This is a genomic window from Pedobacter sp. 22163 (assembly GCF_052045595.1).
In the GTDB taxonomy this organism is placed as follows: domain Bacteria; phylum Bacteroidota; class Bacteroidia; order Sphingobacteriales; family Sphingobacteriaceae; genus Pedobacter.
Genome location: NZ_JBQEPM010000002.1, coordinates 668,515 through 685,467 on the forward strand (window position 1 = coordinate 668,515; position 16,953 = coordinate 685,467).

21 protein-coding genes are annotated in these 16,953 nt (G+C 43.1%); 20 read left to right on the plus strand and 1 reads right to left on the minus strand.

Annotated elements, in window-relative coordinates; all coding sequences use genetic code 11:
* Positions 1–2: 2 nt before the first annotated feature.
* Entirely contained in the window at positions 3–1,928 is a 1,926-nt protein-coding gene (locus ACTJKN_RS07350; RefSeq protein ID WP_440823690.1) for a TlpA family protein disulfide reductase, read from the plus strand.
* A gap of 64 nt (positions 1,929–1,992) precedes the next feature.
* Here the strand turns inward: ACTJKN_RS07350 and ACTJKN_RS07355 are convergent, their stop codons facing one another.
* Positions 1,993–2,421 carry a hypothetical protein gene (locus ACTJKN_RS07355; RefSeq protein ID WP_440823691.1) on the minus strand — a complete coding sequence of 143 codons (429 nt, stop codon included), beginning with the start codon at positions 2,419–2,421 and terminating at the stop codon, positions 1,993–1,995.
* 171 nt (positions 2,422–2,592) lie between these two features.
* Between ACTJKN_RS07355 and ACTJKN_RS07360 the strand changes: the two genes are divergently transcribed.
* The 19 genes from ACTJKN_RS07360 to traN all read left to right on the plus strand — a co-directional run bounded on the left by ACTJKN_RS07360 (position 2,593) and on the right by traN (position 16,949).
* On the plus strand, positions 2,593–3,216 hold the full coding sequence (locus ACTJKN_RS07360) for a UPF0758 domain-containing protein (protein WP_440823692.1): 624 nt from the start codon (positions 2,593–2,595) through the stop codon (positions 3,214–3,216).
* A gap of 443 nt (positions 3,217–3,659) precedes the next feature.
* Positions 3,660–4,067 carry a plasmid mobilization protein gene (locus tag ACTJKN_RS07365; RefSeq protein ID WP_440823693.1) on the plus strand — a complete coding sequence of 136 codons (408 nt, stop codon included), beginning with the start codon at positions 3,660–3,662 and terminating at the stop codon, positions 4,065–4,067.
* A gap of 3 nt (positions 4,068–4,070) precedes the next feature.
* Positions 4,071–5,255 carry a relaxase/mobilization nuclease domain-containing protein gene (locus tag ACTJKN_RS07370; protein ID WP_440823694.1) on the plus strand — a complete coding sequence of 395 codons (1,185 nt, stop codon included), beginning with the start codon at positions 4,071–4,073 and terminating at the stop codon, positions 5,253–5,255.
* Between the two features lie 12 nt (positions 5,256–5,267).
* A complete protein-coding gene (locus ACTJKN_RS07375; RefSeq protein WP_440823695.1) occupies positions 5,268–5,903 on the plus strand; it encodes a ParA family protein in 636 nt (211 codons plus the stop codon).
* Positions 5,900–6,238: a hypothetical protein gene (locus ACTJKN_RS07380; protein WP_440823696.1), complete on the plus strand. Its 339-nt coding sequence runs from the start codon at positions 5,900–5,902 to the stop codon at positions 6,236–6,238. Before ACTJKN_RS07375 ends, ACTJKN_RS07380 begins: the two co-directional genes overlap by 4 nt.
* Before the next feature lie 12 nt (positions 6,239–6,250).
* A complete protein-coding gene (locus ACTJKN_RS07385; protein WP_440823697.1) occupies positions 6,251–6,586 on the plus strand; it encodes a hypothetical protein in 336 nt (111 codons plus the stop codon).
* Positions 6,587–6,595: 9 nt separating this feature from the next.
* On the plus strand, positions 6,596–6,907 hold the full coding sequence (locus tag ACTJKN_RS07390; protein ID WP_440823698.1) for a DUF4134 domain-containing protein: 312 nt from the start codon (positions 6,596–6,598) through the stop codon (positions 6,905–6,907).
* Positions 6,908–6,938: 31 nt separating this feature from the next.
* Positions 6,939–7,250: a DUF4134 domain-containing protein gene (locus ACTJKN_RS07395; protein WP_440823699.1), complete on the plus strand. Its 312-nt coding sequence runs from the start codon at positions 6,939–6,941 to the stop codon at positions 7,248–7,250.
* A 1-nt stretch (position 7,251) separates the two neighbouring features.
* A complete protein-coding gene (locus ACTJKN_RS07400) occupies positions 7,252–7,548 on the plus strand; it encodes a DUF4133 domain-containing protein (RefSeq protein WP_440823700.1) in 297 nt (98 codons plus the stop codon).
* Positions 7,529–9,967 carry a TraG family conjugative transposon ATPase gene (locus ACTJKN_RS07405; protein ID WP_440823701.1) on the plus strand — a complete coding sequence of 813 codons (2,439 nt, stop codon included), beginning with the start codon at positions 7,529–7,531 and terminating at the stop codon, positions 9,965–9,967. Before ACTJKN_RS07400 ends, ACTJKN_RS07405 begins: the two co-directional genes overlap by 20 nt.
* Before the next feature lie 8 nt (positions 9,968–9,975).
* The gene (locus ACTJKN_RS07410) at positions 9,976–10,638 is read left to right on the plus strand and encodes a hypothetical protein (RefSeq protein WP_440823702.1); all 663 of its coding nucleotides are present in this window, start codon (positions 9,976–9,978) and stop codon (positions 10,636–10,638) included.
* Entirely contained in the window at positions 10,635–11,291 is a 657-nt protein-coding gene (locus tag ACTJKN_RS07415) for a hypothetical protein (protein ID WP_440823703.1), read from the plus strand. Before ACTJKN_RS07410 ends, ACTJKN_RS07415 begins: the two co-directional genes overlap by 4 nt.
* Before the next feature lie 4 nt (positions 11,292–11,295).
* A complete protein-coding gene (locus tag ACTJKN_RS07420) occupies positions 11,296–11,961 on the plus strand; it encodes a hypothetical protein (protein ID WP_440823704.1) in 666 nt (221 codons plus the stop codon).
* Positions 11,958–12,731 (plus strand): hypothetical protein, encoded by a 774-nt coding sequence (locus ACTJKN_RS07425; RefSeq protein WP_440823705.1) that lies wholly within the window; start codon positions 11,958–11,960, stop codon positions 12,729–12,731. Before ACTJKN_RS07420 ends, ACTJKN_RS07425 begins: the two co-directional genes overlap by 4 nt.
* A 2-nt stretch (positions 12,732–12,733) precedes the next feature.
* On the plus strand, positions 12,734–13,861 hold the full coding sequence (locus ACTJKN_RS07430) for a plasmid transfer protein (protein WP_440823706.1): 1,128 nt from the start codon (positions 12,734–12,736) through the stop codon (positions 13,859–13,861).
* Positions 13,862–13,869: 8 nt separating this feature from the next.
* Positions 13,870–14,490, plus strand: a complete 621-nt coding sequence (gene traK, locus ACTJKN_RS07435) for a conjugative transposon protein TraK (RefSeq protein WP_440824070.1) — start codon at positions 13,870–13,872, stop codon at positions 14,488–14,490.
* On the plus strand, positions 14,487–14,873 hold the full coding sequence (locus tag ACTJKN_RS07440; protein ID WP_440823707.1) for a hypothetical protein: 387 nt from the start codon (positions 14,487–14,489) through the stop codon (positions 14,871–14,873). Before traK ends, ACTJKN_RS07440 begins: the two co-directional genes overlap by 4 nt.
* 10 nt (positions 14,874–14,883) lie before the next feature.
* Complete coding sequence (gene traM / locus ACTJKN_RS07445; RefSeq protein WP_440823708.1) at positions 14,884–16,107, plus strand: conjugative transposon protein TraM; 1,224 nt, start codon at positions 14,884–14,886, stop codon at positions 16,105–16,107.
* A gap of 2 nt (positions 16,108–16,109) precedes the next feature.
* Positions 16,110–16,949, plus strand: a complete 840-nt coding sequence (gene traN, locus ACTJKN_RS07450) for a conjugative transposon protein TraN (protein ID WP_440823709.1) — start codon at positions 16,110–16,112, stop codon at positions 16,947–16,949.
* Positions 16,950–16,953 lie beyond the last annotated feature (4 nt).

Genomic DNA, 16,953 nt, shown 5'->3' on the forward strand with positions numbered 1-16,953 from the left:
TTATGAAAAAAATAGTATTCAGTTATATGCTCCTTGTGCTTGCCATTGTTCAGGCACGGGGGCAAAGTATGACCATTAAACCCGAAAAAATAAAAAGAGGTGATACCGTTACCATCAGTTACGACCCTACAGCTCCCTATGCTAAAATAACACCTGATGCCCCTTCGGTAACGATCGTTTTCACCTATTCTACTTTTTATGACCTGCCCTGGAAAATGCCAATGATAAAACAGGGCAAAATATGGACAGCATCTTTTGTAGCCGGAAGGTTTGCAACATTTGCGGCCTTTTATCTTCAGAGCGGAGAGCAGATTGAGAAACCTGCTGCTGATCAACATTATACTTTGCGTGTATTTGATGGAGAAAAGAGAGTGAAAAGCAGTTTTCTGCATGAATCTTATAGCTTGTCTGCCCAAATGCCTAAATCTGCTGATCTTCAGACCAGAAAACTGATGCTTCTTGGTGAAGAGTTAAGAAACAACCCTGACAATTATGAGGCTAAGGTAGCGCAGCTCAATACCAGGATGATCATGGCCAAAAGCCCTGAAGAAAAATTGCAGTTCAGGGAGCAGGCCAGGAAGGTCATAGCAGCGAAATTTGAAGAAAACCCTACTCTGCCGGGAAATGTGAACCTTGTTACGATGGGCTATCTGATGATCGGCGAAAAGAGCAGGCTCGATTCGGTGCGCAAAATAATTATGCAACGCTTCCCGGATGCAGATATTTCCAAAGACATGCGTGCAGCAATTATCGCCAAAGAGCAGGATACTGCCGCTAAAATTGCAAAACTGGAAGCGATGCTAAAGAAAAGCGATAAGCTTGGTGAAGAAGGGTCCGAAGGGATCCATAAAATGCTCTTTGATCATTATGCTTCGGTCAAGGATTCTGCCAGGGCATTGTTTCATGCTTCAAAACTGAACGTAAAAGTCAGCCCCTATACACCTCAGGCACTTAAGGATATTGCAGCCAGGCTGACCGAAAATAAAATCGCCCCATCGGCCGCTATTGCCTATGCAGACAGGTCGTTAAAAATTTCAGATGCCTGGCCGGTGGGGATTATCAGGTATTTTCCCGAATTCGGTTATATTCCGTCCTATGTTCCGGATAGCACAAGAAAACAGACCGTAGCAGAGGCAAGGTCTGCTTTGCTATCTATCAAAGCACTCAATTATCTTGAGCTGCACCAAATCGATTCAGCAAGACTGCTAGCGGACCGGGCGGTAAACCTTTCGGATGGGAGAGAAGGGCTGATCAACAGTGCTGAAGTGGCTGCAAGGTTAAATGAAAATCAGAAAGCTTTTAATATCCTCTGGAAACTGCTGATCAAGAACCCAACAGATTCAACCGTACTGAAAAGTGCAAAAATCAATTTTTTAAAATATAATCAGTCAGAAGCCGGCTTCAGATCAAAGGTAGCAGAGCTGGAAGCTTTGGAAATCGCCCAGCTGACCGCTAAAACCAGGCTATTGATGATGGATAAGCCCAGACCGGAATTATCAGGTCTGGTAGACCTCGAAGGCCGGCCGGTTACCGCAGAAATGATGAAGGGAAAGATTGTAATCCTTGATTTCTGGGCAACCTGGTGTGTTCCCTGTATGCAGGAAATGCCTTATTTTCATAAGGTTTTCGAGAAATACCGCAACAATAAGGACGTCATGTTCATGGTGGTTAACAGCGGTTCCAACAATACCCTCGAAGATGCTAAAAAGTGGGCAAAACAGAATCCGCAATATGAGTTTCCGATTTATTTCAACAACGATAAAAATATAGGAGAAAAGGTAGGATTTACTGTAATTCCTACCATCGCCGTTCTAGACCAGCAGGGAAAAATGCAGTTCAGGACCATTGGATTTGAGGGGGAGATCCTTCAGAAAAAACTTGATGTGGAAATCGCTGTTCTGCTCGAAAGAAAACAGAGGGGTAAATAAAGATACCGATCGGCATTGGATGGCTTTGCTTGCATCTTATGCCGATCACTTCTATGTTTTAATTTTATTTTTGATGTTTTGTCGCTTTTGCTATGCCCAATACCATAAGCGGTGGAACAGGATAGATTCTGATCTCATTGCCGGGCAGCTGTTGCCAACCGTAGTCATAGCACATGTTCAGTCTCATGCCGTCTTCGGTTTCGTAAATGCTGGTCATGAACCTGAATTCGAATCCCTCGTCCCTGAGTCTCCAGTTGCTTACCGGGCGGCCTTTTTCATTGAAAAGTGATTTTAAGATCTGGTAGTTGCGCATGAGGATACGGTTGGTCTGCCCGAAGTGTTCGGGCTCCTCCCATTTTTCGCGTTTTTTCTTTTCCCTGCCTGCGGCGTTGCGGCACTGATCCCCGCAATAAATCTTATCGGCCCTTCCCCCGAAGCTTCTTCCGCATTTGCTATAGGCGCAGTATTTCTGCTCTTCTATCTGACTTTCCATGATCGCTGAAATTTTATGGTTCTGTAAATCAAATGTATATCCGATTTATAAGCGGTTAAATCGGATGCTTAAAAATACAACCGACTGTATAAAATTCAAAATGCAAATTTGGAACTGTGATAGTCAAAAGGGCCCTGACCGGCCTTGTCTCTAATTTTAATTGTATCTGTTATGAAAAAAAGAACAATTGCAAGCGAAGCTTTCTCTTACGGAAAGAGGAGTTTCTTTTTAGACTTTATGGTTGCCCGCACTGGCAGCAACTATATTCAGATTACCAAGCGGGAGCTGGAGAACGATGGCTCATATACCACCAGAAGGCTGGCTGTTTTCATGGATGATTTTGAGTGGCTGATTTCCGGGTTTTCTTCTCTGCTCCATTCGGCTGCGCATGCTGAAGCTAAAGAATGTAGTATCCATGATCTTTTTTCCAGTAGCAAGGCGGAGAAAGGGAGCAGCGGGATAAAGGGGTGGGACCCCGCCTTACGCCCGCGGGAAAGATTGGCCGAATCTGGTGCGGAGTCGCTGGAAACTAAAGAGCTCATCGCTTTGCTTATCGGGTCTGGAAGTAGGGAAGCAAGCGCAGTGGCGCTGGCAGAAAAGATGCTCTGCAGCGTAGGTGGTGATCTGCAAAAGCTATCTCAGATGAGCTTTTCCGAATTATTCTCTTTTCAGGGGATGGGAATGGCAAAGTGCTGCGCGGTACTTTCCGCCATTGAACTCTCTCGCAGAATCTATTCCACGGTGCCAAAATTTACCTTTCAAAAAGGCAAAAGGCCGATTGCGGTAATCAAATAGCTGTAAGTTTCCCCTGATTATTTTGGGTTTATGAGTATTTAAATTTTTAGAAAAATCGACGGCACTTTAGCCAAAGTGTCAAATCCCCGCTTTTTTCCTCATGAATTTTGACCAATAAAACGATTGGTCTTTGACATTTGGGAATGAAGCATTATCCGGGCGAAAGCCGGAAATTCTGCGAAGCCTTGAGATAACGTCAACTTGGTGAAAGCGCACTGGCAGGCCTATACGGCCCGGATCGGAGGATCTGACGTGAGTAGTTCCGCACCTTATAAAATTTGTCCGCCTTGATTTTGCGGCAACACAGCGTTCAAGAATGGGCATATGCCCATTCTTTGGTTTTTGAGTATCTACTTTTTAATCATTTGGAAAAGGTAGAATGATGGTAGAAAAAACGTCGCAACTAGTTTTCTTTTAGGGAGGATATTCTTAAAGTATTCGATATGACCAAGAAAAATAATGGAAGGCCCTTGATGCTTGAGGGAAAACGAACAAGATATATCAGAGCGAGGGTTAGTGAAGAGGAATATACTTTAATCCGTGATTTCTGGATTTCGCTTGGAATAAAAGAAAGTGAATTTCTCCGGCTAAAGGTATTGAAACCTTCATCTGTCTCAATCAGGCTAAATGCTGCTGAGGCTTTGAAAAGACTTGATGATATTGGCTCGGAGATCGGAAGATCCGGCAACAACATTAATCAACTGGCCAGACATGCCGACTTCATGAATAAACGGGGGCTGCTCTCCGGGGAAGTCATAGCCAAATTTAACGAGCTGTTTTCCTGTTATATTTTCTTGTTCAGGGAAATGGAGAAATCGACACGTAAACTGCTACGGCTGCTAAAGGCTTAGAATATGATCGTAAAAATCCTCCGGAAATCAAAAACCTTCAGAGCGGTCAGGTACAACACTGACAAAGTAAAAAAAAATAAGGGTGAGCTGTTAAAGGTTTCCGGCTTTGGCGCACTTGAGGGGCTATCGGAAATTAAAGCCCAGGATTATATAAACTACCTCTGCTCACTGGCAGCGCGAAACCGAAGGATTGTTTACCCGCAGTTCCACGCCATGATATCTGCTAAGGGAAGATCCCTGGGCAAGGAAGAGCTCGTGTCCTTAGCTGAAAACTGGCTAAAAGGAATGGGATACGGCAAGCAGCCTTACCTGCTCATTTTTCATAAGGATACCCAGAATAACCATATCCACATAGTATCCACCAGGGTGGACCGGGAGGGGAAAAAGATTTCGGATAACTTTGAGAAGATTAGAGCTTACAGGGTACTGAATATGCTTATAGGCAAAGATGAAAAGCAAGCTGCTGAAAAAGCGATTCAAAAATCGCTTAAGTATAACTTCTCTACCAGGGCACAGTTTATGATGCTGCTTAAGAGACAAGGCTACGGCCTGAAGGTACTTGATAATTGCATGGAACTTTTCAAGTTTGGGGGAAAGGTGGGCGATGTAAGTTTAACAAGGATTGATGAAAGTATCGCTCGGTTTTCTGCTGATGAAGAAAGAACGTCGCAATTGAAACAGATCCTTAAAAAATACAGGCTTATCGCTGACTCAGCTTTGCAGACCATAAGGAAAAACCTTTCCGGAGGTGATAAGGGAAAGGTGATAGGCTATTTTTCTACATTAAGCGAAGAACTTTCTTCCTCATTTGGCCTTGAGTTTGTATTTCATTTCAAAGGCGATAAATTTCCATATGGCTATTCAATTCTCGACCATTCCAGAAAGCATGTCTTCAACGGCGGGGATATAATGGTCCTTAATGAATTTATTGAACCTTCACTGGTCGCCCAAGAGAAGCTCGAAGGTTTCAACACAAGTATTTACGATAATAAGTTTTCTCCAGGTGAAAGAATGCTTCCGGAAAATCCGACAGATCCAATATTCTCTCCTGAGCATGGTGAAATGAATGAAGGTATATCTATCTCTGATTTCGTTTTAGATATTGACATATCAGATGATATCGATGATGAGCAGATCCTTGGCCGGAATAGAAGAAGGCAGAAGAAGGCCAGAACAAATACACGTTAAAATCAATTGCTTATGGTTATACTAACAGGAAACCAGAAAGGGGGCGCCGGTAAAAGTACGCTATGTATGCTATTGGCCTATTATCTTTCTACATTGAAAAAAAAGAAGGTCACCGTGCTTGATATGGATTACCAGGCGTCGATTTCATGGAAGTTTGAAAAGGCTAAAATTCTCGAGAATGATCCCATCTACGAGGTAATCCCATCAGACCTGAAATACTTTCCTGCGTTATTGGAACTGTTCAGTCAAAATAAGGAAGAATTTGTACTCATCGATCTTCCAGGGAAAATGGATGATGACCTTTTGATACCTATCATCGGATCAGCAGCACTTATCATCTGCCCGTTTAATTACGATGAATTTTCTGTCGACAGTACGGTTCTGTTTTCCCTGGTATGTAAGGAAATCAACAAAACCTCGCCAATGGTTTTTGTTCCAAACAGGATAAAATCCACAGTGAAATATGAAACAAGGGAAGAGGTCGATAAAGCGCTCTCGCGGTTTGGCACAATTGCCCCGGCTATTTCCGACCGGATAGATTTTCAGCGTGTTGGCACTATTCACATTCCACCTGGGCTGGTGCCCGTTTTCATGGGCACACTTGATTTTATCTTTAACGGCTTCTTGCAGAAAGGCAAAACTTCATGAGTCAAATCAAATCCCTGGCAGAACAGCTTAAATCTAAACTTGAAGAACAGAAAGGAATATTGCCAAAACCTTCAGGTAATCCAGCCAACGAAAACCCCACCGCCAAAAAGGCTGGAAAAAAACCGACACTTGATACCGACCGGATAGCAAAGCTTATTGAATCCCTTCAAAACTTTCCCATGGATGGACAAGAGAAAATACTTATCCGAATAGACAAGAGATCAATGAATAGATTAAGGGGATTTAAGGTTGCATCAAATGTCGACATGACGCGCATATTTGTATTTTCTCAAAAAACCATCCCTGGCTCAGCGAATATATTTCTTAAACATTAAATACCATGACCCATGAGCTGGAATAATTTTTTGATTTTAATTTTGATCATTTACGTCTCTTACTATGCTATAAACCTGTTGTTTGATCTTTTCATTGCTCCAAAAGCAACTGTGGGTGACATTGCTGAAGACGAACTGTTCTTTTCCCAAACCTTTGCTCCCGAGCTTATCACTCCGGATGAGGGACTGGAAACACCCTCAACCATTTCAGAAAAGACTGATGCTGCTGGACTTAAAGCAGGCCTCTCTTCTGGAACGATCAGCTCCAGTGGAGGAGTAGGTTTAAAGCAGCTGTTTTCAATGGCAAAAAACAACCTCATAGAACATACCAGGGCGATACCCTATTAGTTTCTCCAAGTGAAACCACACTGTATTTTATTTGTAGCAGCGCTGGCTGCTTTTTTTATGTCCTGTGTTTTTTCGGCCAGCGCCCAGCCAGGGATATCTGAGTTTTATTCTGCCTCTGCCGAGGTGAAGAGCTGGTATTTTTCCATGTCAGACCTTGTTCTGGTCATCGGTGCAATAGCCGGGATTTTTGGCGGGCTAAGGGTTTACTCCAACTGGCAGATGGGAAAGCACCATATTGATGCCCAGGTAATGGGCTGGTTTTTTTCCTGTCTTTTCCTCTCTCTGATCGGAGCCTTCCTTCGGGGTCTCTTCCGATTGTAATCACATTTTTTTTACTTTTTATTCAATCATTATGGCAAAAAAAAGCAAAAAACTTTTGTCATTGGCCGCATTATTATTTGCCGCCCAGTCGCTTTCTGCACAAGCCGGTGGCGGAACAACCGGTATCAATGCAGCTACGTCATCCCTCACCGCTTACGTAGATCCTGTATCTACCCTCACCTTAGCAATTGGTGCCGTAGTAGGCATTATTGGTGGAGTTCGGGTATATATCAAATGGAACTCCGGTGACCAGGACATTAACAAGGAGATAATGGGCTGGGGAGGGTCCTGTCTTTTTCTTGTACTGGTTTCTGTGGTTATCAAGGCATTCTTTGGGGTTTAATATGAAGTTGTATTTAGTGTACAAGGGGTTGCAGAAGCCCCTTGTTTACCGTGGCTTCAAGGGCAAATTTATTGCCTATGGTATTTCCTCCTTGGGCCTTGGTCTTGTCCTTGGCGGCCTTTCAGGGGCAATGGTAAACATGTATATCGGAGGCCTGGTCACTATCGCTTCCATTGCTTCCGGTCTGAGCTATACTTTTTCCAAACAGCAGTCCGGCCTCCATGACAAGACCCGGTCAAAAGGGATTTTTATTCATAGAATTTATTTAAGGCGGGGATATGGGAAAACAGGAATTTAAATTGCCCTATGCTGGAATTGATGAAGTGAACGGACTACCGGTATTATATGGAGAAGAGGGGGATTTTTCAATAATCATATCAATATCAAATCCTGTGCTTATTTATTCCGCTGATGAGGCGGCATATAAAGATTTTCATCGTTTACTGCTAAATCTTGTCAAGAATCTCGGAGAAGGATATATCATGCAGAAGCAGGACATTTTTTCGAGAAAGGTTTATTGTCCCAAGGAGCAAACAGAGTGGTTACAACAAAAATATGATGAGCATTTTTCAGGCAGGGAATATATCGAACATTCCACTTTTTTGATTATCACCCGTCAGGTGAAACGACGGACAATTTATGTTTACGACAATAAGGCTTTCATGGGTTTTCTCTCTGATGTTGCCAAGATTGTTGAACTGCTTAAAGGTGCATCGATATCGCCTAAAATGCTAAGCCGGGTGGAGATAGAAAAATACATAGCTAGAATGCTGGCAATGGATTTTTCAGCTGAGCATTTTTCCCTTAACAATTTTCGGGCAGGAGATAATGAAATTGGGATGGGCGAAAGGGCTGTCCGTTGCATGAGCCTTGTTGATGTAGATGCTATTGATCTGCCGGAATCAATTGGCCCATATTTAAATGTGACGGATGGAAAGGGATTAGAGGAATTTCCAATGGATAATTTACATTTTCTATCTTCTGTCCCAGGGATATCATGTTTGATCTATAACCAATTGATAGAGGTTCCAAGCCAGGGAATGACCATGAACAAACTTCAGTTAAAGCGGAAGCGCCACTCCGGGGTACCCGACCCTGCTAACCAGATGTGTGTGGAGGATATTGATAAACTGCTGGTGGATGTAGCAAGGGAAAACCAGTTGCTGGTCAACGCTCACTATTCACTACTTGTCTGCTCTGGCATTGATTCACTGGATACCAGCTGTAATTATATCGAAGCTGCCCTTTTTAAACAGGGGATTATCCCATCTAAAAATGCCTATAACCAGCTGGAGCTTTTTAGAAGTGCGCTCCCTGGAAATGCAGTAGCGCTTAAAAAATATGATTGGTTTCTAACAACCGCTGACGCTGCATTATGCCTTTTCTATAAAGAGCGCATGATGGTTGATGAGCCTTCCAAATTTTTAATGCGTTTTGCTGACCGGAGAGGTATTCCTGTAGGAATCGATTTAGCAGATCTACCGATGGAAAATGGCCGGATTACCAACCGCTCAAAATTTGTACTCGGTAATTCTGGAACAGGTAAGTCATTTTTTATGAACAGCCTGCTAGAGCAGTATATGGGCTATAATTATGATGTGGTGATCGTTGACATTGGACATTCCTACTCCGGACTATGCAGTTACTTCGGAGGGAAATATTACACCTACACTGAAGAGCATCCGATAACGATGAATCCGTTTGTAATATCTGAGGCGGAGTATAACATCGAAAAAAAGGATTTTTTGAAAACGCTGATCGGGCTGCTATTAAAAGGCGCTGAGGGCTATGTTTCACAGATTGAGGATACGGTTTTTTCAAATGTGCTATCTGCCTATTACTCGGATTTCTTTCTTGGCGATGCAGAATATGCCTTGTGCTTTGATACCTTTTACCATTATTCAGTAGCAAAAATTGCCGAAATAATGCAAACAGAAAAAATCAGCTTTGACCTTGATGAATACCGTTATGTGCTCAAAAAATTCTGCCTTGGAGGAGAGTACGGCAGATTGTTGAACGAAAGCGCAGATAAATCTGATTTTACCGAACGCTTGATAGTCTATGAAATAGACTCCATAAAAGAAAATAAGATCCTTTTTCCCATCGTTACGCTGTCGATTATGGATCTGGTGCTCCAGAAAATGCGGCACAGGACAGCTCAGCGAAAAGCCCTGGTACTTGAGGAGGCCTGGAAAGCAATCGCTTCGCCACTGATGGCCAATTATCTTTTGTTTTTCTACAAGACCATGCGGAAATTCTGGGGGGAACCTATTGTCGTAACCCAGGAACTTAACGATATTATCGGAAATGCAGTTATCAAGGATTCCATACTCGCAAGCTCCGATACGATTTGCCTACTTGACCAGTCTAAATATAAGGGCAATTATGAGCACGTGGCCAAGTTACTCGTCTTACCCGAGGCAGAGCAACGGAAAATCTTTACCGTAAATACACTGGAAAATAAATCCGGGCGGGGTAAATTCAAAGAGGTTTACATCAAGCGCGGGGGTATAGGTGAGGTATATGGCGTAGAAGTGTCCCTTTTTCAATATTTGACTTTCACTACCGAAAAACCTGAAAAGACAGCAGTGGAATCCTATGTTTCCTGCCACGGATCTTATCGCCTTGGCCTTGAAAATTTTGTTTCTGATATGAAATCCAGCAGGCTTTCATTGCCCGATTTTGTCCGGAGAGTAAATGCAACAGCTTATAATTAAATAAAATCATGAAAAGAATATTCTTTTTTTTATCAATTGCGCTTTTTGCTCAGATTGCCCGGGCGCAGATATATGTTGACCCAACAACAGCCGCTGCAACTGCTGCACACGCTGGGATAATGAACAGCGGCCTTTCCCGGACCAGTGACAACCTGACCCTTGTTCAAAGAGCCCAGCTTGCTGTGACCGGGCAGCTTGGTATCGTAAACGATCTCCAGTCCACTATTTACCGCGGCCTCTCTGAGGTTTCTGGAGTAATGCGGTCGCTGCTTTCAGTAAAGGATATATACGAGATTTCAGAGGATATTGTGCAGGATGTAAATAAGGCAGTCAATATCAGTTCATCCGATCCCCTTCTTTTACTATTTGCTGAAGCAGGGGCAAGGGAATTTAAAAACAGATCGATAAAATTGGGAGCAGAGGTCAGCTCCTTTGTACTCAAGGAAGGCAAAGATGCCCTTATGGATGCAGGCGAAAGAGCCAAGCTGCTGAACAAAATTGTAACCGAACTCACCATCCTTCGGGGAGTTGCTTACGGCATGTACCGCTCAATGTATTGGGCGAAACAGCGTGGTATTTTAAATTCACTTAACCCGTATGCGCGCTTCATTAATATTGACAAGCGTATCGCTGATGATATTATCCGAAACCATAAAATATTCAAGCAATGAAAAATATAGTAATTTTTTTCGGCTTGATTATCATCTCCCTTTCCTCACATGCCCAGCTTAATGTTACGCTTTTACATCAACTGGTTGGAAATAGCAAAACCGAACACGGAAAGCAAACCGATGCCAGGGACCGACAGCTTGCAGCTACAACCAATGAGGAAGTAAATAAGACCTTAATGGTGAGGTTGAAAACTGCCTACAGAGATATCCATTCAAGGTTTAAAACTTTGGGCCTTGCCATTGATGCTGCGCAAGTAGGGATAGAGGCATATCCATTGATTAATGATATAGCACGAAGCCAGGAAACTATTTTCAGGCTGTGCAAGGATGATCCGGTATTGTCCATTCTTGCAATTCAGGCAGAAATGGATATGGGAGATAGGGCATATTCACTATTAAACTTTTTATATGGAATTGCCCTTTCAACCAGTGACATCAACCAGATGAAGCAAAGTGACCGGAAGATGCTTTTTTCTCATGTATTGACCGAATTACGCGGGATAGCCGGTGCCGCCCGGGGGCTTGCAGTATCCCTGAAATACGCTTCCGGAAAGAATGCGCTGAATGCAGTGAACCCATTTTCAGATTTTATCAATACTGATAAGGCACTGGTAGAAAGTATTCTGCGAAGAAAGGATATACTTAAAAATTAAAATTATGAGCGCATACATCACAACGGTATTATTGGTTGTCATAACCTTGTCAGTCCAGGCCCAACGGTTGGTATTCGACCGCGGACATTTTTCAATTGTAAATGAAAATGGGGCAGTCCGCCTCGCTGCTGAAAATACCTACAGTAACTATCAGAATACGATCAATAACAGGCTTTCAGATATCAATGTAAATCTAGGTGCGGTGGTAATGGTCCAATCGCTTATACTCTCCTCGCTCCGAGAAGTTGATCAGGGGCTAAAAAGCGCCATTGCCGTAAGACAGATCGGAAGTCTGGTAGCGGAAATCACTTTAGAAGGCAATGGCATGATAGCCATGGCCCGCTCGGATCCCCACTTGATACTTTTTGCCGAAGATGTTGCAAGGCAAGTTAAAAACAGGGGCATCGGACTCTTTTCCGAGGTTTCATCTTTCGTGCTAAAAGAGGGTGAAAATGTATTGATGGATTTTGAAAAGCGGGATGCGCTGCTGAAAAAGATCGCCCTGGAACTACGCGTTATCCGCGCGCTTGTATTCAGCATGAAAAAATCTATGTACTGGGCAAAAATGAACGGGGTATTGCATTCGTTGAATCCGTATCGGAATTTTATTAATCAGGATCTGCGCACAGCGGATGATATTCTATTTAAATCAAAACTCCTAAAACAATGAAAAAATATCTAATGACGTTTCTTTTTTGTGTAATTGCTCTTTTAGCAAATGCGCAAAAAAAGATAACTGACAAGCACATCATCTACCAGCAGGAACGCATGGTCTTCAAACAATGGGACCGCGATAAGTTTACTCCAAAGCCGGGTTTTCTGGGCCTGAACCCAGAATATTGGATTACCTGGGCGCTGCATCCCAATTATCCCAAAACCGATCTCAGACCATTGGGACCAGCGGGGCCACAGACCCAAAGGTTGATGTTTGCCGCTGCCATGCAACACACAGACAACCTCTATAAGTTACATTCAGATACTTTGCGCAATACCGCATTGAGCGAGGCTTCAAACTATTCTTCAGCGCTGAGTTTTGCAGATCCATTGTGGCTGATGTATTACCGGAATGAATTTGAAGGTTTGCTGAATCAGGCTGATTCCGATTTGTTGACTGGGCTATCTGCTGCCGAAAGAAGCTATCTGATTTCTTCCGGATTATTTGATTGGTACAGGGATGAAAGCCATGCACTTTTGGAAAGGCTGGAAATAGCCCGTTCCACTACTGTTGACCGGGGCTCAAGGATTATGGCCTATCACGGAATGCTCGGCGAATATAGAAAGCTACTGGCTAGCTGGGAGATGAAGAAGTCGAAAGCAAAAGCTTTTTTGTCGATTAAATCCTCAGCCGAAAAAATAAGGAATGCGAATCCGCCTGAGGTTCGTGGTAGAAAGACCGATATCCAGATCGCTGATGATATCCTTAAAAAATCAAAACTGTAAATATGACCTTACCCAATTACCTGACCGGTACTGCCGGTTTTTTTGTGCAATCTGTTCCCGACTCATTTAAGGATACCTTTAATTTTCTCCAGGGAAACGGGGTTTATGAGGAAGGCATGATGCACTTCCTTCATGAAATGAAAAATACAATCTGGACCCATTATGATGCCTTTATTGCTGATGCACAGGCCCTTGCTGCGATTTTCATGCTTATATTTTTTGCAGTCAAGAGTTATGAAATGATCTCCGGAGATAAGCAACTGGAAATTATGCCTTTATTGCGTCCTTTTGGGCTGACAATGGTGATCCTTTGGTGGAGCATCTTTACACGTGTTCTTGCCTATCCGACGGACGTGGTGGAACAGAAGACCTCTGCGATGTTTGATGGAAGCCAGGCAGAGATCAATGATCTCAGGCTTCAGCGGGCCAAGCTGATGGTGGAAGTTTCCGATCAGCTTTTAAAGTTTCAGGCTGAAACAGAAACAGCAAAAACAGAAGCAGATACCTGGTATGAAAATGCCTGGGAATCGGTAAGCTCTTCAGTAAAAGAAGGGTTCTCAGAGGTTTGGAAGCCCGTTGTAGAAATGCGGAACCGTTTGCAGATCGGCCTTCAGCTCCTTGCAACCTCCCTACTGGAGACATTGGCAATTTGGATATTGAGGATATGTACCTACATCATATTTATTATCCAGATTATCTTTTCAACCATTCTGATTATCCTTGGCCCTTTTTCGGTTGCAGTATCGATTCTTCCTGCTTTTAGGGATTCCTTTTCCACCTGGGTGGCAAGATTTATTTCTGTAAATCTCTATTCGGGTATCGCCTATCTGGTGATGTATGTAGCCTCGCTTTTTCAGCATTATGCATTGGAAGCAGAAATAACTCGATATCAGGAACTGATAGGGACAGGGGAAGCGAGTCTTGAAAAACTGGGATGGTTTGCCAGTAACGGGATATTGTCTTTTGGAATGGTAATCGTAACCTTCATAATAGGTGCACTGACCATGTTGACCGTTCCAAGCATTTCAACATGGATTGTATCAACATCCGGCATTTCATCTGCAGCCAGCTCGATGGGCAGGGGAGCATCGAGTATGACAAGGGTTGCCGGACAGATTATGGGAGGGTAGAAGAGATGATGATTAAAAATATTGAATCAAAAATCCGGCTTGCCACCCTGATTTCAGTCGGTAGCTTTTTGCTATGCGCAGCCGTGGTAGCCATAGTTTCCTTTTTTGCATATGGTTATGTCCGGGATTCGAGAAAGAGTATTTATATCCTGGATCCCTCCGGAACTCCAGTTATGGCAAAACAGACCGATGTACAGCTGAACAGGGCTGCAGAATATCGGGCACATATTGCAAAATTCCATTCTCTTTTTTTCTCGCTTGTACCAGACGATAAATTTATTGAATACCAGATGAAACAGGCCATGTACCTGATCGATGAAACAGGGGTTTTACAGTATAATAACTTGAAAGAAAAAGGCTTTTTTACCTCTATTCTGTCCTCTTCTGCCGTACTGACCCTACGTACCGATTCTATTTTCCTGGACGAGAAACGCATGTACTTCAGGTATTATGGAACCCAGAAAATAGACCGCAGGAGTTCCACCATTACCAGGTCACTGATCACTGAGGGGAGTTTGACTGATCTGGAAACAAGGTCTGAAAACAACCCGCATGCGGTGCTGATCACAAGATGGAAGACATTAGAAAACAGGGATCTTTTAACTACAGAAAAAAATGCATTCCAATGAGAAAAATAACCATCCTTTCTGAATTGAAAAATGAGTTCGCAGCACAGGTTAGCTGCCTTAGAAGCTCTTCTTCCCGTTTTTTCAACCAATATCCAAAGGCCACCTTTTCAGTAATGGTTCTGTTAATCGCTTCCTCCTTATTACTGTGTTTTACGCTGCTTAGGAAAAAGCCCACAAAACCGGGGTTTGAAAATAAAGCGCTAACTCACATTGGCGATGGCTTATCTGAAATCGGTACAACCGTGAATAGCCTGGAAAAGGCGCTGGAGATGAGGGCTGCACTGAAAACAATGCTCGCTAAAGATTCATTGACTTCAGCGGACAGCGCACTAATGGCCGCTATGGTCTTAGAGCTTGAAAAAACAGGCGATAGAAAAAAATAAAATTATTGTTATGAAAAAAATAGATCTTAAAAAGGCGAGGTATGCCCTGCCTATGATCTGTTTCCCCTTTATCCTGCTTTTCTTTTATATCTATAAAATTAGTTTTGGCAAAGAAGGAAAACAGGCACTGGGAAAGGATTCACTCCAGGTTAACGTTGCCGGAGTATCCGATCAGGTAAAAAATCAAGGTCTTTCCAGCAAACTTGATGCCTACCGGAATAAGTTCAAGCAGGCAGATGGTTATACCGCCGTTGGCAGTATTTCAGATGAAACCAAGGAACAGTCGCAGATAAACTCATCCTATAACGAGCGCGAAAAGCGGATGCTGGATTCCATCGATCAGGTGATGAAAAGGAAATATGGAACCGCCGCTGTCCAACAAAACAAGTCTTCCCCTTACATAGAAAATTTTGCAACCTATAAAAAAGGGGAGAATCCTTCTAAAACCGAACAAGACAGGGCATTGGCTATTGCACTATCAAAGATCAAGCAAAACGGACAACTTAGCACTGAACCTGAAATAGGAAAAGAGCCTGCAGATCCAATGCAGATCTTCCGTGCCCAGATGGCACTGGTCGATAGTATGGGCAAAGCAAATGATCCTTCTCTTATCGAAAAAAGAGAGAAAGAACGGCTTCTTGAAATTGCCGAAAAAGAAGCGAAGGGTAAAAAGAAATTCCCGGTAAAAAAAACAAATGCCGCTATAGGTGCTTTTAATACTGTAATCTCTTCAGCCGATGAGCGCCCGATTTCTGCGATGATTGATCAGGATATTACCGGGTTTTCAGGTTCCAGATTGCGCATCAGACTGCTGGATGATATCATGGCAGGAAAGTTTGTGATCCCCAAAGGGACTTACCTTTATGCCACCATATCGGGATTTTCTGCCCAAAGAGTCTCGCTCACTGTCTCATCAGTGTTCTATGGCGGTGAAATCCTTCCCATAAATCTTCAGATTTATGATAATGACGGGCTTGCCGGGATATATGTCCCCTCCTCTGCCTTCAGGGAGTTTACCAGGGATCTTGGTGGATCCACATCACAGGGGATATCCATTCAACAGCAAGCGGAAAATAACAATCAACTGGTGATGGGGATACTCTCTAAAATGTTCCAGTCTACAACTACCGCGGTCAATAAGCTCATCCGCTCCAACAAGGTCAAAATCAGGTATAATACCGAAATCTATCTCATCGACCCCGATGAGCTTAAAAGAAAGCAACAATCTTATTAGTTATGAAAAAAATAATCCTGACGGTACAGTTTTTACTGTGCTCATTAACGCTTTTTGCCCAACAAGCCGGTACCCTCGCTGTTTCTGAAATTCCGGCTATCGGTATTTCCGGCTCGGTCTCACTACATTTTATTTCGCCGGAAAAAATCTCTTATGTTGACCTTTCCAGTCCCTCGCTGATCGGGGACCTTCCCGAAAAGAATATCCTCAGGGTCAAAGCTGTCCCTGATTCCGTTCCTGGTCTGCTATCCAGCGGTGAAGCAGGCCTTGTAACCATTGTAGGGGAAACCTTTATCTCCCAGTTTAGGCTATGTTTTTTGCCCTCGCAAAAATCTGAATCTATTGCCACCCAGGTTGAGATCCTTCCGCAGTACATGAGGCCGTTGGACAATTCCCAAAAAGGGTTATCAACCCTTGAAATGAGGGCCAATGCACTTTCCATCCTGAAATTACGCAGCAAGGGATATGTAAGCCGTACAAGAGGGTATGGAATATCGGTAACCGTCAACAGGGTTTTTACACTTGGCAATTGTGTTCTTTTGGACCTGGGTTTTAAAAATGAAACCAATCTTATTTTTGATGTAGATGAGCTCAGGTTTAAAATCGAAGACCGAAAGGTTAACAAATCAACCAATGTACAGTCCATAGAACTAAAACCCGTCTTTAGCCTTTATCCGTTCGAACGGTTTAAAAACACTTACCGTAATATCTACATATTAAAGAAAGCAACATTTCCCGGAGATAAGGTATTCAGTATTGAACTCTCTGAAAAGCAGCTCTCAGGGCGGAACCTCCAACTTTCACTCCGTTATTCTGACATTCTAAAGGCTGATAGTTTTTAATTTC

Excerpts from the sequence above, each read along its gene's own strand:
- ACTJKN_RS07350 (WP_440823690.1), top strand. The coding sequence starts at position 3 with ATGAAAAAAATAGTATTCAGTTATATGCTCCTTGTGCTTGCCATTGTT.
- ACTJKN_RS07395 (WP_440823699.1), top strand. The coding sequence starts at position 6,939 with ATGGCAAAAAAAAGCAAAAAACTTTTGTCATTGGCCGCATTATTATTT.
- ACTJKN_RS07355 (WP_440823691.1), bottom strand. The coding sequence starts at position 2,421 with ATGGAAAGTCAGATAGAAGAGCAGAAATACTGCGCCTATAGCAAATGC.
- ACTJKN_RS07440 (WP_440823707.1), top strand. The coding sequence starts at position 14,487 with ATGAGAAAAATAACCATCCTTTCTGAATTGAAAAATGAGTTCGCAGCA.
- traN (WP_440823709.1), top strand. The coding sequence starts at position 16,110 with ATGAAAAAAATAATCCTGACGGTACAGTTTTTACTGTGCTCATTAACG.
- ACTJKN_RS07375 (WP_440823695.1), top strand. The coding sequence starts at position 5,268 with ATGGTTATACTAACAGGAAACCAGAAAGGGGGCGCCGGTAAAAGTACG.
- ACTJKN_RS07385 (WP_440823697.1), top strand. The coding sequence starts at position 6,251 with ATGAGCTGGAATAATTTTTTGATTTTAATTTTGATCATTTACGTCTCT.
- traM (WP_440823708.1), top strand. The coding sequence starts at position 14,884 with ATGAAAAAAATAGATCTTAAAAAGGCGAGGTATGCCCTGCCTATGATC.
- ACTJKN_RS07415 (WP_440823703.1), top strand. The coding sequence starts at position 10,635 with ATGAAAAATATAGTAATTTTTTTCGGCTTGATTATCATCTCCCTTTCC.
- ACTJKN_RS07365 (WP_440823693.1), top strand. The coding sequence starts at position 3,660 with ATGACCAAGAAAAATAATGGAAGGCCCTTGATGCTTGAGGGAAAACGA.
- ACTJKN_RS07430 (WP_440823706.1), top strand. The coding sequence starts at position 12,734 with ATGACCTTACCCAATTACCTGACCGGTACTGCCGGTTTTTTTGTGCAA.
- ACTJKN_RS07405 (WP_440823701.1), top strand. The coding sequence starts at position 7,529 with ATGGGAAAACAGGAATTTAAATTGCCCTATGCTGGAATTGATGAAGTG.
- ACTJKN_RS07380 (WP_440823696.1), top strand. The coding sequence starts at position 5,900 with ATGAGTCAAATCAAATCCCTGGCAGAACAGCTTAAATCTAAACTTGAA.
- traK (WP_440824070.1), top strand. The coding sequence starts at position 13,870 with ATGATTAAAAATATTGAATCAAAAATCCGGCTTGCCACCCTGATTTCA.
- ACTJKN_RS07410 (WP_440823702.1), top strand. The coding sequence starts at position 9,976 with ATGAAAAGAATATTCTTTTTTTTATCAATTGCGCTTTTTGCTCAGATT.
- ACTJKN_RS07400 (WP_440823700.1), top strand. The coding sequence starts at position 7,252 with ATGAAGTTGTATTTAGTGTACAAGGGGTTGCAGAAGCCCCTTGTTTAC.
- ACTJKN_RS07425 (WP_440823705.1), top strand. The coding sequence starts at position 11,958 with ATGAAAAAATATCTAATGACGTTTCTTTTTTGTGTAATTGCTCTTTTA.
- ACTJKN_RS07420 (WP_440823704.1), top strand. The coding sequence starts at position 11,296 with ATGAGCGCATACATCACAACGGTATTATTGGTTGTCATAACCTTGTCA.
- ACTJKN_RS07370 (WP_440823694.1), top strand. The coding sequence starts at position 4,071 with ATGATCGTAAAAATCCTCCGGAAATCAAAAACCTTCAGAGCGGTCAGG.
- ACTJKN_RS07360 (WP_440823692.1), top strand. The coding sequence starts at position 2,593 with ATGAAAAAAAGAACAATTGCAAGCGAAGCTTTCTCTTACGGAAAGAGG.